Below are 16313 nucleotides of genomic sequence, written 5' to 3' on the forward strand. Positions count from 1 at the left end.
GTTCACTGGGCAGGCGGCGTCCACTTCCCCCTGTCGATGGCTTCCTGCAGCCGTGCGGAGAAGTGCGCGTGCGCTGCGCGCATCTCCTTCTCCCGGTTGGCCTTGTAGAAGGGTGCGGTGTAGCCCTCGGGAGGCTCGTGCCGCTCCTTCTTCCGGAAGGCAAGGAAGTGCTCGTAGTGCTCCTTGGTCTGGCCGAAGCCGTACGTATACCGATTGCCCGCGATCTTACGTTCGTTGGAGTCGAACCACGTGACGGCGTCGAAGTCCTGCATGATCGGGAAGCGGGACTTGTACATGGCGACGAGCGCGTCAGCGCTGACGCCGAGCCAGACGGCGACGAGTGCGTCAATCTCCACGAGGGCCGCTCGCCGCGCACGCTCTGAGCGGAGGGCGGTATGCCGAGTCCACGCCGAGCCGACAGCGTGCAATGGTTGGAGATCCGGCCAGTTGCACGCCCACGGTTCGTAAGCAGGCCATGTGGGGTCGTACAGCTCCTCCCAGAGGTCCGAATAGGCCCTGGTAAGGCAGTTGAGACGGAGCGTACGGAGGAGCAAAGAGGAAGCGAGTGGGTGATCTGCTCTCGGCGCGGGCAGGGATCGCGCACCCCGAACTTGCAGGTCTCCTCGACCTGTCGTTCGCAGGAAGTAGTCGACGGGGAGGGAAACCCAGAAGGCACCAATGAGCGCTGTACTTCTGTCGTTTCCGGCGGTCAGGCTGTGGACCATATGGATGTGAGCGGGTCCTGGGGGCACCAGCGCCGCATACAGTGCCCGCTCCGTATCCGGTGCGATCTGGCGCCGCCACGCCACTCGGTAGAACTCCGTGTACGGCCGCCGCAGCCGTCGCAGGAGCTCCGCCTCCACCTGCTCGTCCGTGACGTCGGCCGATGACACCCCGAAGCGCCCGGCTGCGGCGTTCCGCGCCCGGGCCACCTCGCGTGCGGACGCCTTGAGCTGCTCCAGCGCCCTGCCATCGCTCCACACGTCCTGGGCGGCCCGGTAGACCTCGGGCTTCGCCACATACACGTACTCGGACTCGGGCACGGCGTCATCCGCCAGAGTCATGGGGTTCAGCCCCAGGACCTCGCCGCCGCCCTGGCTCGGCTGCTTGAACATGGAGTTGGCAAGGCCGATCTGCGGTCCTCTGAGGATCACCTCGGACCAGTCGGCCGGTCGCCGGACCACACCTGTGTCATCCGGCGCGTTGTAGTCGATAAGGTCGGCCGCCTTGGCCCCGCTCTCGTGGTAGCCGCTGCTGATCTGCGGCTCGTACTCCGCAAGCCGCAGCGAGTAGTCCGCCAGCGCCTCGATCGCCTGCGCCTCCGCCGTACTCACCGGCGACAGCAGCCGGGCCCTGCGGACGGGCTGTACCTCGTCGCCGGTCAGCCTCTGCCACCGGCCGAGCATCGCCTCGTCCACCCGGACGATTCGCTTGCGGTGCGGGCGTTCGTCCCAGCTGTCGCCGTAGCGGACCCCGGGGTCGGGAGCCGTGCCGTCGTCGTCCGCCGACAGGCGCAGGGCGTCCACGGAGAAGAGCCAGGAAAGATGGTCGAAGCCGATCTCGCCCACCTGTCCGTAGATGTGTACGCCGAAGTGGCTGGATCGGCCGACGGGTGGTGGGAAGAATCGGTTGCCCGCGTTCACGAAGTCGCCGTGTACCCGCAGCCTGGTGTAGGCGGCCTCACGCAGCCGCCCTTCCTTGTCGCCGCTGAAGTGCGAGTCCGGGTGGACCAGGCCCACGGAGCCGTTGTCCGCCGTGTGCTGCCAGGTCTGGCACATAAACGCCCGGTACAGGTCCGGTTGCGTGCCCACGAGCAAGGGGTACACCGGACCGGAACCCAGCATCTCGCCCATGCCGCTCGTCGATGCGAGCTCGGCAAGCAGATACGCGCGTACGCGCTCCGACGTCAGCAGTTCGTCGCGCCGCCGCGTCCGTTCCGCCTTGGTCGGCTTCTCAGTGAGCATGAACCACGGTTCGTACTCGGCGAGAATCGGGTTCTCCTCCCACCTCGGCCGCACCCAAGGCGGGTTCCCCACCTGAAGGTCGAACCCGCCCCCCGCCCCACGGAACACGTGCGCGAAGTGCAGCTCCCAGTGGAAGAAGCCGTGGCCGTCCTCCGCCTTTATGTCCTTCTCCGTCGTGCCGGCGATGTCCTCGACCGTGTTCAGCCACGGATAGCGGAACGGCAGCCGCGCCGGGGTGTCCATGCCGAGGAGGCCCTCCAGGCGGTCCTCCACATCGCTCAGCAGCCCCAGCGCATCGTCCGGGGCCAGGTCGTCGATCCCCGCGAGGTACGAGCCCTCGGGCAGGTCCTCCTTGCCCAGGACCGACTCCAGGAAGTCCAGCCAGTCGGCGAACGTCACCAGAGGGATGCACGCGCGCCGCTGGTCCTTGACCTGGGCCCGGCGGCCCGACGAGCCCCGCTTGGACCCGGTCGCCAGCCCGGCGCCCGCGCCCAGCTCCTCCTGTTCGCCGTCCGGGTCGTCGAACAGCCCGGTCGCCTGCCACAGCTGGTCGCCGGGGGCGGGTTCGGTCGACTCCACCGGCACCTCGGTGGCCACCGTCGCCCACGCACCGCTCAGCAGCCCCGCCACCGACGACTCGTCGACGAACGCGCCTCCCGTCCCGTACACCGGGGCCGTGCCGTCGAGTTCGCCGGTCTTGTCCAGGGGCCAGAACCACAGCGCGCACCAGGCGTCCATCACGGTCTTCAGCCGCCAGTACGGCGTGCCGTGGCGCGTCAGGTCGTCGAGGACCTTCTGTTTGTCCGCTGACTCCGAGGACTGCTCCAGCCAGTCCGCCCCCCACACGTCGATGCGGCGGGCGATCGTCCGCTCGGAGAGTTCCAGCCGGGTGGCGACCAGGGACCACAGGAACTCGGCGCGCCGGGCCACGCCCTGCAGCCGGCCCAGTTCGGTCTTCTCCGCCGCCTTGCGCCAGCGGTCGTAGCGCTTCTGCCGTGCCTCGTCGGTCTCGTCGCCGCGCTCCTGGAACGGCTTCGGCCCCTTCGGGGCCTTCTGTACGCCCTTGCGCCACTTACCGAGAGCCTTCGCCGCGTCCTCTGCGAGCTTCTTCGCCTCAGCCTCGCCCGCGACCGCGCCCCATCCGATCGCGGGCAGCAGGAACTGGTGCACCGCGCCCTCGGGCAGCGGGCCGTCCCGGAACGGCAGGTCGGTCGGCGGCAGGGTGTTCTTCTTCGCGAGCCACTGGCCGTCCGTCAGGACGTCTGCCTGGTAGACCTTGCGGCCCGCGCCGATGAGTGAATTGCCGCGCCGCAGGTGCAGGCCGAACCAGGGGGCCCGCATGCCCGGGTGCATGGAGTTGAGCCACAGCGAGACCTCGGCCAGCTCCACCGCCGTGGCGTTGAGGTCGACGCCGTAGGCGTTGTGCAGGGCGATGTACGCCTTGGCCTTCTGGAGCTCGATCTGCCGCAGTTCGGGGTCGATGCGGCGGCCCAGCTCGTGTTCGCGCCGCCTCAGGTACTCGGCGGCCACCTGGTCGATCGCCTCGTTGAGGAACGCGCCCGAGCCGAGAGCCGGCTCGCAGATCTTCCACTCCAGGAGTTCCCTGGCCGGGGTCGTGGTGTCGTGCTGGTCCAGGCGGTGCTTGAGGGCCAGTTCGACCGTGACCTCGGTCAGTGACTTCGGCGTGTAGTACGAGGCGGAGGTCTGGCGGTCACGGCCGGCCAGCCGGTAGACGAACGTGTCCTTCGGGTGGACCACCCGCTCCTGGCGGCCGGTCTCGGCGTTCGTCCGCTGGACGAAGACCTCGTCCCGGTACTCCTGGACGCGGGAGGCGGGGATCATCCAGCTGCCGCCCGAGGGGTCGCCGCCCTTGGCGACCTCGTACAGCTCCTCCTCGGCGATGAAACCGGTGTACGACATCAGACCCTCGTACACCGCGCCGAGCTGGTTGATGCCGAGCTGGGCGTAGGAGATGAAACCGCCGCGTTCCCTCCCCTTGCCCTGGGTGAGCATCAGGCGGCGCAGCACCTTGTGGAGTGTCTCGTTGCGCAGCCGGGTGTCCAGGAACGGGCGGCGGCGCTCGCCCTCGCCGCCCCGGTACGCCGGGTTCTCGATCTGGTCGTCCGAGATGAGGCGGACGGCCTCCTTGGTGAACAGTTCGGAGCGCAGGGCCTCGAAGCGCAGTCCCGCGCTGGTGCTGCGGGCTGCGGCGCGGCGGGCCCGGTCGGCCTCGCGGACGCGTTCGGTGTGCTCGGCCCGGGTGATCGTGCCGGCGGCGAGGAGTTCGGCCGCCTCCTGCTCGGCCCGGGCGGCCTCGCGGACGGCGGCCTCGGTCACCAGGTCCTCGGGCTCGGTGCCGTAGCGGCGGTGGCCGTTCTCGACCTTGTCGAAGAGCAGGTCCAGCGACTCGTACAGATGGAAGCCGCGCCGGGAGCGCTCGCCGACGAGGTCGCGCAGGACGAGGTCGCCGAGGCGCTGGAGGCCGTAACCCCGCTCGTACTCGGGGTAGTCGGAGGGCAGGATGCCGAGCGCGGGGCTGGCCTCCGCGTACAACAGGAACAGGATCCGGTACAGGTAGCGCAGCGACTCGCGGCTGAGCTCCTTGGCCAGGCGGGCCGGGTCGTCGAGTTCGGCCGGGGTGATGCCGTTCTCCGGTTCGCGCAGGCGGTCCAGGACCTCGCCCGCGATCCACTCGACGCTCAGGCGCAGGCCCTCGCGCAGTTCGGTGGAGACTCCGACGGCGTGCTTGCCGGACTTGTCGAGGAATGCGGCGAGCGGCGCGGTGCCGCCCTCGGTGGGGACGCGCAGCGAGTCCGCGCCGAACAGGGCGGCCACCGTGTCGAGTTCGCCGCCGTGGCGGTCGTCGCGGCGGTTGAGGGCCGCGTCGAGGTCGGCGGCGAGGTAGCGGCCCTCGTGCCAGGCGAGGCGGTCGGCGAGGACGATGACGCCGCCGACGAGCAGCAGGACATAGCGCGGGGGTGTGTCGCAGGCGAAGAGGAAGTCGGTGAGGGCCTTGGCGTCGTCGAGGGTCGCCGAAGCCTCCAGGGCGACGGGGTGGAGCAGGCGGCCGGCGCCGTCCGGGTCGAGAGCGGCGTCGGGCTCGGTGGTCCAGCCGCAGGAGACGGCGTACAGGCCGGGTTCGGCGTGGGCGACCTGGACGGTGTACTCGTGGTCGGCGCGGTGGACGGTGACGGTCTGCTCGTGGGCGGCGGTGTAGCCGAGGGCGTGCAGGGTGTCCAGATGGACTTCGGTGCACCGCTTCTGCCAGCCCTCGGGCTCGGGCGCATCGGGTTCGGCGAACGTTTCCGCGTCCTCGGCGAGGGCGGCGCGGCCCGCGAAGTAGGGGCCGCGCAGGGCGCGCAGTCCCTCGCGGGGGGTGCGGGCGCGCGGGGGTACGGAGGCGGGGTCGAAGCCCTGGCGCTTGGCGTCCGCGACGGCGTCGGCGTGGCGGCGGCGTTCCTCCTCCTCGAAGGCGGCCCAGCGGGCGAGGAGGCCGTCCTTGGCCTTCAGGTCCTTGGGGAGGACCTCGGCGAGATAGTGGGCCGAGAGGTAGTCGCCGTGGTTGACCAGCGAGTCGTACGTCACGTCAGTTCTCCGCCTGGGCGTCGGACGGGTGAGAATCGGAGGTGAACGGCTCGGCCGTCGGGTCCGCGCCGTCCCCGGCGCCGGGGGCATCCGGGTCGCCGGGCCGGTCGAGGACGGCCAGGACGCGCAGCAGCGGACGGCCGGTGGTGTGCAACTGGTCGAGCAGCCGGGCCAGTTCGTCGGCGGTCTCCTCAACGAGGCGTTCACGGCGGCCGGTGATGCCGGGCAGCAGGGACTCCGTACGCCACTGGGCGACATGGGCGCGGTAGGTGGCGAGCGGCTCGCTGATCTGCTCCTCCCAGGCGGCCCTTCCCGTCTCCAGGTGTGCGCGGGCGGCGGCGACGGCGGCCGGCACGAGGGCCTGGAGCCGGTCCGGGTCGCGCGGTCCGCCGGTGCGGGCGAGCCTCGGACCGACCTTCGCGTCCCGCAGCGCGTCCGCCATGGGACGCACCTCGGGTGTCCCGGTGCCGTCGGCGCCGAGCCCGGTCACGGCCATCCACCGCACCACGGTGGGGCGGCCGAGAGCGTTGGAGTGAATGCCCTGGACGAGGAACACGGGCCCCTCGACGTGAGGTGTGGTGATGACCGGGGCCTCCTGCCTGCCGAACTCGACGAGGACCTTGTCCGTCAGCCACTCCACCACCGGGTGGATCTCGGTGAGGAAGGACACCTCCGGCCACATGGTGCCGCTGCTCTCCCTGGCCTCCGTGAGCTTGCGCTGCGCGAGGGCGCGGTCGAAGGTGACCAGCATCCGCTCGGCGACACGCTGCTCCTTCAGGTAGGAGGGCGGCAGCGCCTTGAGGCGGTGCAGCAGATCGGGGGCCAGAGCCGGGGAGAGCGAGAAGTACGCGCCGCCCTTGGCGTCGGTGCCGGACGCCAGGCCGATCAGGTCCTCGGCGCGGTCCTCGTACAGCTCGTCGAGAGCGGTGTCGACGAAGTCGGCCGTATCCCCTTCGAAGAGGGAGATCAGTTCGGCGCGTGCGGGCAGTTCCTGCTCGGTGATCGTGCCCACCTGGCCGAAGAGGTCGGCGAGGGCGGTGTCCTCGGCGGGGGCGGACTCCAGGAAGTCCTCGACCGTGCCGCCGCGAACCAGTTCCCTGATGAGCCGGCGCTCCTCCTCCTCGGCCCGGTAGAGACCGGACACGGCCTCGGCCGTCCCGTCCAGCTTGTGCGCCTCCTCCTCCCGGAGGAGCAGCTTCTCGGCGACCGTGCGGTCATCTTTGGCACCGGGGATCGCCGAGGTCAGGATCAGGGCACGGAACTGGGGCTCGTGCTTCTGCCCGTACCGGTCGATACGGCCGTTGCGCTGCTCGATGCGGATCAGCGACCACGGGATGTCGTAGTGGATCAGGTGGTGGCACTGGCGGTGCAGGTTGACGCCCTCGGAGGCGACGTCGCCGGTGAACAGCAGCCGGACCGGGTTGTCGGCCAGGCCGAACGCCTCCAGGACCTTGGCCTGCTCGTCGTCGCTGAGGCCGCCGTGCATGACCGTGACGGCCTTCGCCGTGCCGTCGGCCCCGACCGTGAAGCCGAGGCGGGCCGGGACGACCTCGGCCAGCCAGGTGAGCGTGCGGACGCGTTCGGAGAAGACCACGGCCCGGGTCGCGGACCGGGGGCCCACACCGATGTCCTTCAACTGCTCGACGAGTGCGTCGAGTTTGGCGGAGTCACCGGGTGCGGTGCCGTCGCCCATGCCCGCGACGATCTCCCGCAGCCGGGCCAGGGCAGCCTGCTCCGGGGCGATGGCCGGGTCGGGCCGCAGCCCCTTCTCCCCGGCCTTGCGGACCCGCTCGCCGAGCGTGGCGACACGGTTGTCGACCGTCTCGCCAAGTGCGACATGGGAGGACAGAAACGTCTTGAGCAGGTTGTAGGCGAAGAGCTGCTCGGTGGCGACCGAGGTGCGGTCCTGGTCGGCCGTGCCGAACTCCGCACTCACCTGTGGGGCAGGGAGCCAGTGCTCGGCGAGCTCGGCGAAGATCCGCTCCTCCGCCTCACCGGCGGCGCAGTGGAGGGAGACGGTGGGGCCGCGGTCGGGCCACTCTGTGCCCATCTCGTCCCGGACCTCGGGGCTGATCTTGGTCCGCCGGATGTAGAGGTGGCCGAGGTCCTCGGCCGGGTCGTAGTGGTCGGGGTCGGCGATGGCGGCCGGGTCGAGGAGCGAGATCAGGTCGGCGAAGGAGCGTTTGTCCCCGTTGTGCGGGGTGGCGCTGGCGAGCAGCAGGGCGTCCGTGCGCGGGGCGAGGATCTCGGCGAGGGCGCGCCGCTGACTGCCGGGGTTGATCAGGTTGTGCGACTCGTCGATGACGACGGCGTCCCAGCGGATGCGCTCCAGGTGGTGCCGGTACTGGCCGATGTTCTTGAGCGTGTCGACGGAGATGATCACGCGCTTGTAGTGCGTGAACGGGTTCCGGCCGGCCGGGATCTCGCGCTGGATGCGCTGGATACCGAGGGAGTCGAGCCGCACGAGCGGGATCGAGAAGCGGGTCCACAGCTCGTGCTGGAACTGTTCCAGGATGCTCTGCGGGGTCACGATCAGGAGGCGCTCGCCCCGGCCGCGGCGGATGAGTTCCGCGAGGGTCAGACCGATCTCGAGCGTCTTGCCGAGCCCCACGACGTCGGCGATCAGGACCCGGGGCCGGAGGTTGCGCATGGACAGGGCGAGCTCGGCGGGGCGCTGCTGGTAGACGAGCGGGTCGAGCAGGAAGCGGTCGGCGAGGGCCAGGCCCCGCTCGGACTGGGGCAGCGGCGTCTTGCGCAAGATCGCTTCGAGGAAGAGGCGGCTGCGCCGGAAGTACGAGGACGTGTCGGGGACCAGACGGGTCTTCTCCGGGTCGAGCAGATCCACGCGGTCGATCCCGCTGAAGAAGACGGCCTCCTCGTCGCGGACGAACTCCGAGACGCCGACCGCATCGATGCGCTCGCCGTCGTGATCGGTCGGGGCGGTGTTGCGGACCAGCCATTCCTCGTCTCGTACGAGGATCTGCGCCCCCGGCGGGAACCGGGTCTCCCTCGGCTCCGCCCCCTGGTCGGTCACCCGTCGTCCCTCCGTCGTCGCCCGCGTCGTGCGGCCCTGCGACACCAAGTCTGTCACGTGAGGCAAGGGCGGCCGGCCGTGCCTTTGAGAGGGGCGACGCCACAGCTCAGAAGCGCGCCTCCCGGGCGTAGGCGGCACGGATCCGCTCGGCGATCCGCAAGGGAGCTGCGGGGCGGACGGCGGTGGCCACGCGGCCGCGGGACGGGGTTCCGCCAGGCCGGAGGCCCGCCCCCGGCAGTGCGGCGGCAACGGCGTCCTCGGGTTCCTCGCCGGGCTCCGTGGCGCCGCCGGGCCGTTCGGCTCCGGCGGGCGCCGGTGCGCCGCTCTCCTCGTCGTCCTCGGCCGCTGTCGCGTCGACGATGGTGGGTGTGTAGGGCGCGTCTACGCTACCGGGTTCGAAAGCGGGTGGGGGCAGTTGCGGCACCACGATCTCGGGGGTCAGGTCGGCGAGCCGGCGCTTGGCCTGGAGGGCGGTCAGACCCAAACCGCGGATGACCTGTACGAGCCTCCCAATGACCTGCGGCAGCGTCGGCCGGGCCGCAGGATCCAGCGCCAGCATGTCCGTGACCAGGCCGTCCAGTTCCAGGGGCAGGCCGGTCAGGTCGGGCGGCGTCGCGGGGTCCTCGATCTTCAGCGCGACGGCCTGCCAGGTCGGCCCTTCGTACGGGTAGTGTCCGGTCGCGGCGAACAGCAGCACCGCACCCAGCGCGTAGACATCGGCCGACCGCTCCAGCTGGTGCTCGCCCCGGGCCTGCTCCGGCGGCATGCACAACACACTGCCGACGACGAAGCCGGTCGCCGTCAGCATGGTGCGACGCTCGGCGAGCACGGCGAGGCCGAAGTCGATCACTTTGGGACCGTACTCGGACAGCAGGATGTTCTGCGGTTTCAGGTCACGGTGGAGCAGCCCCGCATCGTGGACCGTGCCGAGGCCCTCGGCCAGCAGCGCCCCGAGACTGGCGGTCTCGACGAGAGGGAGAGGGCCATGCCCGGCGACGTAGGTGCGCAGATCCGGGCCGGGGACGTATTCCACGGCGAGCCAGGGCTGCTCCGCGGCCGCGTCGGCGCCCACGAAGCCCGCGACGAACGGCCCATACACGGTGCGCATGCTGTCCACTTCGGACAGGAACCGGGCACGGGTGTCCTCGTCGAGCACGGAGGCCTTGATGACCTTCACGGCGGCCTGATGTCCGGCCGCGGACTCTCCGAGATAGACCTGCCCCATGCCGCCGGCCCCGATCCGGCAAACGAGCGCAAAGCCCCCGATCGACTTCGGGTCGTTGTCTCCAAGTGGTTCCACGGCGCTACGCCTCCCCCTGTATGGCTTGCAACCGCTGCTCTGGACTGCGGGCAGAGCCGGACCGGAGTCAGTCTATGCAAGCCCGCACTTCCCTGTGCTGCCTCTTCGGGCGGGTGCCCGCGCGACCGGAGCAGCGAGCGGGGGTCGCGACTTGAGCGGTGAATGCATCTGCCGTTTCTGGACCACGGCACCACCGTCAGCCGGTTGTTCTTGTCATGGACGGAGGCGACCGTCTCACCGAGTGCGTCGGTGACCTTGGTGACGCTGTCGTTGGCGTCGTACGCGCAGCCGGTGGTGTGGCCCAGCGGGTCGGTGACCACCAGCGGTCGGTTGACGGCGCCGTAGTTCGTCGTGGTGGATGTACCGGTCGGACCGGTGACCATGGTCCGGTTGCCCACCGCGTCGTAGGTGCAGCTCGTGGCGCGGGCGGCCGGGGCGGCACCGGTGACATGGCCGCGCGGCGAGACGCTGGTGAACAGGCGGCCCAACTTGTCGTAGGTTTACGTGGCCTTGTTACCGACGGCGTCGGTCAACCCCAGCCAGGGTTGACGAAACAAATAGAGGCACCCCCAGCAGCACTCGGCAAACCGGAGGTGCCGGCCGTCCGGTGGGGACGGCTCAAGCGGTGAGGTTGCGCAGCCGGTCCAGGACGGCTTGCCGCTCTTCGGTGTCGTCGCTCCATCCCTGTGCCCAGTCAAGCGCCGAGCCGCCCCCCGACTCCCGAAGGTGCGGGTCGGCTCCATGACGTAGCAGCAGCTCGACGAGGGGCAGGTTCGCTTTGGTAGCGGCTGCGGCGAGTGGTAGTCCGCTGCGCCATCCCCGGGATTCGGCATTGGGCAAGGCCCCGGCCGCCAGGAGCAGCTCGGCACAGCGGTTTTCGTCTTGGACGGCGGCGAGGTAGAGCGGTGTGGCTCCGTCAGGGTCGCGGGTGTCTGGATCGGCCCCTTGGGCGAGGAGTCGCTGGAGAAATCCGACGTGTCCGTCACCGGCAGCCGCGGCGAGCCGCTTCGGCAGCTTCTTACGCTTTCTGTTGTTCACGTGCTTTCACGGGCGCGGGGCCTACTGCCTGGAGCTGCGGAAGGTGCAGTGGTGCGCCCGGTACCCCTTTCCGTACTTCTTGCTGATCTGGGCTTGTACATCTCTCGGCGTCGCTTGAATCCTGGTTCTGGATCCTGACCCTCTGACGGCGGATCAAAAGTGACCCGCTTTCAAGCAAGGCCCTGAAATCGCCGCTGCAACGCACTCCACGTGCGCGGTCATCGGAAGCACGCCACCGGAAGTGACATTCAGGGAACCTGGAGGTCAGACGCACTATGACCTCTCCCGAGAAGCGGCCTGCATGTGCCCGGAGCGTCAAACGAGCGTCACGGCCGAGACGGGTCGGCCCTGCTCGACGGGTGTCGACGGCAGTCCCGCACACTGCCGGAAACAAGGACGTCAGATGTGCGGAATCACCGGTCGATGCTCACCCCCGGGCGCCAGCCACCGTCGACCGGATTCGGGGTCGTAGTGGTGGAAGTAGTCGTAGTGGAGTCCTGTTTCCGAGTCGAAGTGCTGACCGGGGAAGCGCAACGGTGTGTACGTCGAGCTTGTCGCTGTCCAGACAGTAGTACCCCACAGAGTGCTACGGGTGTGCCACGTGACGTCGCCTCTTTCGTCGACGAGTTGGCGGCCGGGAGCGGTTCGGGGACACGCCCGACGCACTGCCCGCGCCGCCGGACCCGGGGCTCCGATTGACGGCACGGCCGGGGCGGTGTGACGATGCGCCGATGTCGGACCTGCACGCCCGGATGGCCGCCCGGGTCGGTGACCTCACGGCCGTCGTGGTCGCGCGCTGCGCGGCGGAGGCGCCGTTCTACGCGGCGCTGCCCCGTGCCACCCTCCAGGGCGAGGTGGCGCGGTCCATCGCGGCGGTGCACGCGCTGTTGCTCAGGGCACTGCGCGACGGCGGCGGGGGGCCGATGGGGCCGGGCGATCTGACCCGGCTCATCGAGTGGTCGGCGCGCCGGGCCGAGGAGCGCGTCCCCCTGGAGGCGGTGATCGCCGCGTACCTGATCGGCGCCGAGGTGTGGTGGCAGACGCTGACCGAGGTCGCGGAGCCCGGCGAGCTGGCCGGGGCGGGCGGCAAGCTGCTCGCCTGCCTGCACGCCGCGCTGCCCGCGGTCGTCCTCGCCCACCAGAACGCCCAGGAGGACCTCCACAGCGAGGACAAGCGCGTACGGCGGGCTCTGCTCGGCGCCCTGCTGGCAGGACGGCCGTACGAGGAGCTGGCGGGCGTGGCGCGGGTGGCCGTGGTGGGTGAGTACGAGGTAGTTGCCTTCGCGTTCGAGTCCGACCCGCCGAGCAGATTGGTGCAGTCCTCGCTCGACGCCTTCACCGGGATCCCTGTGCTGATGGACCACGTCGCTCGGATCGCCTTGTTGCCGGGCAGGTCCGACGTGCCGGGCCTGGTGGCCCGGCTGGAGAAGGACGTGGGGCAGCCCGTGCGCGCCGCCGCCGCCCGCTCCTCCGTACCGGCGGCCATCTCCTCGGCGGCGCAGGAGGCCGTCCGCGTGCTGGATCTCGTCCGGCGCCTGGGACGCCCGCCCGGGTGCTACCGCCTCGACGACGTGCTGCTGGAGCACCAGCTCGCGCGCCCCGGGGACGGTCTGGTGCGGCTGGCGGCCAAACTCGACCCCTTGGAGGAGCATCCGTACCTGCTTGAGACGCTGCGCGTGTTCGTGGAGCGGGGGCTCAACCGCCGCCAGACGGCGTTGGAGCTGTGCGTCCACCGCAACACCCTGGACTACCGGTTGCAGCGAGTGAGCGCGCTGACGGGCCTCGACCTCGCGGTTCCCGCGCAGGCGCGGCTGATCCAGGCGGCGCTCGTCGCCAGGGACCTGGCCGGGCCCGCGGATCACCGCGGGGTCACCGGATGGCAGGGATCCGCAGGAGCAGCGGAAAGCGGATGAACCACGGCCGGCGTCGGCGAGCGCTCGGCCTGTCATCTGTCAGAGCCAGGCGCCGAGTTCCTCGTGCCGGGGTGCGAGGACCGGGCCGGCGCCGGGGTGGTCGAAGACCATGACGGGCCGGTCCGCGTTCCAGCCGGACCAGCCCGGCTGTCCGGTGGTGGCGAAGGCGACCCAGGCCCGGTGCATGGCGTCGGCCAGTGGCTGGGGCGCGCCGGGCCCGGTCAGGTCCTCGGCGGCGCGCAGGTTGTCGAAGACGAAGCCGAGTTCCAGCGCATGGCACGCGCCGAGTCCCATCACGGGCGAGCGCCAGCAGAATTCGTAGACGAAGGTGCGGGCGGGCCGGGAGTCGGCGAGGCGGTTGAGCGGCCCCCGCAGCAGCAGGTCGGTGGCCATCTCTCCCAGGATCTCACCGGGTTTGGCGTGCGGCCGGGTGGCTCGGTACAGGCGTGCCACGCGTTGCGGGACACGGATCTTCAGCAGTGCCAGCCGCAGGGTGAGCCGGCTGATCCGGTCCACGGTTCCGCCGGGTACGAACCACAGCCGGTACTCCTCCCGGTTGCAGCCCAGCAGCAGGTCGGCCTCGGGAAGGGGCGGGGCGGCGGGCACCACGTCGCCGTCGACCACGATGTGGAAGCCGGGACCGCCGCCGATGGGGTCGGACCGGTCGACGACGGCGGCCTGCGCGTCCAGCAGCAGGTCTCGGTCCACCGCCGCGAACGCCTCGGCGGTGGCCGGGATCCGCAGTCTCTTCGCCATCGACCGTACGGTCTTCGCGCCCTCGCGGCGCGACACCGTGTGCGGCGGGCCGCTCTGCAGGATCGCCCGGTGGAACAGCCCGGCCGCGCCGGGGCTGGTCATGAGGGCCGCGACGCTGATCGCGCCGGCGGACTCCCCGCACACGGTGACGTTCGCCGGATCTCCGCCGAAGGCGGAGATGTTGTCGCGGACCCAGATCAGGGCTGCGATCTGGTCGAGGAGGCCCCGGTTGACGGGGGCGTCGGGGAAGACCCCGAACCCCTCGACGCCGAGCCGGTAGTTGACGGAGACGAGGACCACCCCGTCGCGCGCGAAGGCGCCCCCGTCGTAGAGCGGCAGGCTCGCCGAGCCGTTGCGCAGGGAACCCCCGTGGATCCAGACCATGACGGGCAGCCGGCCCTCGCCGACGGATGGGGTCCAGACGTTGAGGTTGAGGCAGTCGTCCCCGGCGATGCTCGGATCGGGTATCAGCCGGTCGAGGGGCGGGCGGTAGGGGCGTTTGGGGGCGGTCGGCCCGTACTCCAGAGCGTCTCGTACCCCTTCCCAGGACTCGACCGGGGCGGGAGCGCGGAAGCGGTGGGCGCCGAAGGGCGGGGCGGCGTAGGGGATGCCGAGGAAGGTGGCGATCCCGTTGTGGAAACGGCCTCGGACCTTGCCCTGCCCGGTGGTCGCGATGAGGTCCATGGCGGTCCTTCCATGTGCGAACGGGGGGCCGGCCGCCCCTGGTCGCGGGAGCGTCAGGGGCGGGCGGCGTGGATCGGGACGGCCGCCGGTCACGGCGGAAGGGATCTCCGGGAGCGGGTCACTGGCTTGCGAGGCCGTTGCGGCGGACGTCGGACCAGGTGCCGCTGTCGGTGCAGATCCCGCAGTCGGCCCCGAAGAACTGTGCCCTCGCCGTCTGGTCCCCCATCAGGTGTGCCTTGAACCAGGCGGTGGTGGGCGCGGCGAACGGGCCGGGGTCGCCCACGACCGTGAGGTGATCGGCGCCGCGCAGTTCCCCGTAGATGGCCGGTATGTGGTCGGCGTCGTTGTAGAAGGCCTTGACCAGGAAGGGGAAGACGATGCTGTCCTTCTGCCCGGCCAGAAGGAGCGCGGGTACGTGTACGTCGTCGATGTCGGCGAGCGGCCCGGGCTGGATGGGCAGGATGGTGTCGATGCGCGGGTCCGCGCCGACGACGATGGCGGCGGCGCCGCCCTGCGAGTGACCGGACGCGCCGATGTGCTCCAGGTCGACACGGTCGTGGAAGGGGCTGGCCTGGTCGGCGTTGCGACGGGTGAGCAGGTCGATCCCGGCGCGCATGGAGATGCCGAGGTTGGACTGCGGGGTGTTGGCGGCGGCGACGATGAAGCCCTGACTGGCCCAGTGGAGCAACAGGTCGCGGTAGACGACCGGGAAGGCGAAGGTGCCGTTTCCCCACACGATCACGGGGTGGCGGCGGTCGCTGGTCGCGATGTCACGCGGGTAGTACAGGGTGGTCACCGCCCCGACCTCCACCGCGGTGGCGTAGGGGCCGGGAGCGCCGTAGTCGGCCGCGGCCGCCTCGGCACTGGCACCGGCAGGGGAACCGGTGGACGCCGCTGCCGCTCCCGCGCCGGCAGAAGCCGTCAGCAGGAGCAGGAGCGAGGTCAGGGGGACGAGCAGTTTTCTCCAGAGCACAGCGGACTCCCGATGTCGTCACGGTGAACTGGATGTTTCATCCGGCTCACGCCTTGTCTGATCGCACATCCTGAAGCACGGTTCGAGACCCGTCTCTGCGCAATCGCGGCAAGCAGCGGCGTCGGAGTTTGTGCAACATGCCGAGAGGCCTGAGCGCGGTGAGGGTGCCATGCTCGGTTCCGCCGCTACGACGTCCGGCGGAGCGCGAGCCGCTGGGGCCGATCCGCCAGGCCCGCGGGTGCCCGTACAGGCACATGCGACGAGGCCCCCGTCCAGGCAGGTCCTCTCGAGAGGGACTCGGGAGGCCCGGACGGGGGCCGGCAGCGGGAAGCGGTGCGGGATCGTGTCCCAGCTCATCTTCTGGACCTCGTCCTCGGACAGGTGCGGATTCCCGTTCAGCGAGTTCACACCGGTCTTGAACGAGTCCTTGACGTACTGCTCCTGCTCCGCGAAGGAACCCGCCGACAACCCGACCCCCACAGCGAAGTTGTTGCCCTTCTGCGTCAGAGCCCGCACACCCCACTCCCAACGCCCACAGAACGTCTCGAACTCCGCCGCAAGCCCGCCATGACCCAACTCCAGCCAGACAGTGGAGGCGGTACGCGCGATCTTCGCCCGCTGGGAAGAACTCGGCGGCTGGATCGGGCACGGAGCGGGCCAGGTCACTACGAGCGCTTTCCTCATGCTCGGGGAAGCCGGCGCGCCGGGCCGCGGGATCTGGCCGTTGACGCTCTACCCGGGCGGCGGGCGTGGCGGCACGGCGGAGGTGGTGTTCCAGCACCTGGCGTCACGCGAACCGTTCACCGACCGCGCATTGCGTTCTGAATTCCTCAGGCAGCTCAACGCCCTGGAGGGCGTCGACATCCCGGAGGGCAAGCTGGAGTTGCGCCCCAACTTCCGTCTGTCACTGCTGGAGAAGGATCAAAACCGCGACCTGCTCGCCGAGACCTTGGCATGGTTCCGGGACCGCTGGCAGAGTCGGGACACAGCCTGAGCGCGCGAGCGCCGAATCTTCAGGAAGGGCGCGCTCCCCTCACACGTCGACGAGCGCGCCCAGGAGGTCCTC

General features: G+C 70.5%; 8 protein-coding genes and 2 pseudogenes. 2 read left to right on the forward strand and 8 right to left on the reverse strand.

What is annotated here, in order from left to right; genetic code table 11:
• Positions 1-2: 2 nt before the first annotated feature.
• The 5 genes and pseudogenes from OHA19_RS10200 to OHA19_RS10220 all read right to left on the reverse strand — a co-directional run.
• The gene (locus OHA19_RS10200) at positions 3-5549 is read right to left on the reverse strand and encodes a DNA methyltransferase (RefSeq protein ID WP_405717053.1); all 5547 of its coding nucleotides are present in this window, start codon (positions 5547-5549) and stop codon (positions 3-5) included.
• Between the two features lies 1 nt (position 5550).
• Positions 5551-8583, reverse strand: a complete 3033-nt coding sequence (locus OHA19_RS10205) for an SNF2-related protein (RefSeq protein WP_405717051.1) — start codon at positions 8581-8583, stop codon at positions 5551-5553.
• A gap of 106 nt (positions 8584-8689) precedes the next feature.
• Positions 8690-9883, reverse strand: coding sequence for a serine/threonine-protein kinase (locus OHA19_RS10210; protein WP_405717050.1), 1194 nt, complete (start codon positions 9881-9883; stop codon positions 8690-8692).
• Between the two features lie 618 nt (positions 9884-10501).
• Positions 10502-10921, reverse strand: coding sequence for an ankyrin repeat domain-containing protein (locus OHA19_RS10215; RefSeq protein WP_405717049.1), 420 nt, complete (start codon positions 10919-10921; stop codon positions 10502-10504).
• A 435-nt stretch (positions 10922-11356) separates the two neighbouring features.
• Positions 11357-11551, reverse strand: a pseudogene (locus OHA19_RS10220) (RHS repeat-associated core domain-containing protein); the annotation flags it as partial.
• A gap of 101 nt (positions 11552-11652) precedes the next feature.
• Between OHA19_RS10220 and OHA19_RS10225 the strand changes: the two are divergent.
• Positions 11653-12834 (forward strand): PucR family transcriptional regulator, encoded by a 1182-nt coding sequence (locus OHA19_RS10225; RefSeq protein ID WP_405749964.1) that lies wholly within the window; start codon positions 11653-11655, stop codon positions 12832-12834.
• A gap of 39 nt (positions 12835-12873) precedes the next feature.
• Here the strand turns inward: OHA19_RS10225 and OHA19_RS10230 are convergent, their stop codons facing one another.
• The 3 genes and pseudogenes from OHA19_RS10230 to OHA19_RS10240 all read right to left on the reverse strand — a co-directional run.
• Complete coding sequence (locus OHA19_RS10230) at positions 12874-14274, reverse strand: carboxylesterase/lipase family protein (protein ID WP_405717045.1); 1401 nt, start codon at positions 14272-14274, stop codon at positions 12874-12876.
• A gap of 118 nt (positions 14275-14392) precedes the next feature.
• Positions 14393-15247 (reverse strand): alpha/beta hydrolase family protein, encoded by an 855-nt coding sequence (locus OHA19_RS10235; RefSeq protein WP_405717044.1) that lies wholly within the window; start codon positions 15245-15247, stop codon positions 14393-14395.
• A gap of 339 nt (positions 15248-15586) precedes the next feature.
• A pseudogene (locus tag OHA19_RS10240) lies at positions 15587-15829 on the reverse strand (hypothetical protein); the annotation flags it as partial.
• A 7-nt stretch (positions 15830-15836) separates the two neighbouring features.
• Between OHA19_RS10240 and OHA19_RS10245 the strand changes: the two are divergent.
• The gene (locus tag OHA19_RS10245) at positions 15837-16241 is read left to right on the forward strand and encodes a hypothetical protein (protein WP_405722199.1); all 405 of its coding nucleotides are present in this window, start codon (positions 15837-15839) and stop codon (positions 16239-16241) included.
• Positions 16242-16313: the final 72 nt, after the last annotated feature.

Origin of the sequence: Streptomyces sp. NBC_00012 (genome assembly GCF_045040875.1) — a bacterium.
Taxonomy (GTDB): Bacteria; Actinomycetota; Actinomycetes; order Streptomycetales; family Streptomycetaceae; genus Streptomyces.

Bases quoted from the DNA above. Each gene is read 5' to 3' on its own strand.
- OHA19_RS10225 (WP_405749964.1), top strand. From the start codon at position 11,653: ATGTCGGACCTGCACGCCCGGATGGCCGCCCGGGTCGGTGACCTCACG.
- OHA19_RS10230 (WP_405717045.1), bottom strand. From the start codon at position 14,274: ATGGACCTCATCGCGACCACCGGGCAGGGCAAGGTCCGAGGCCGTTTC.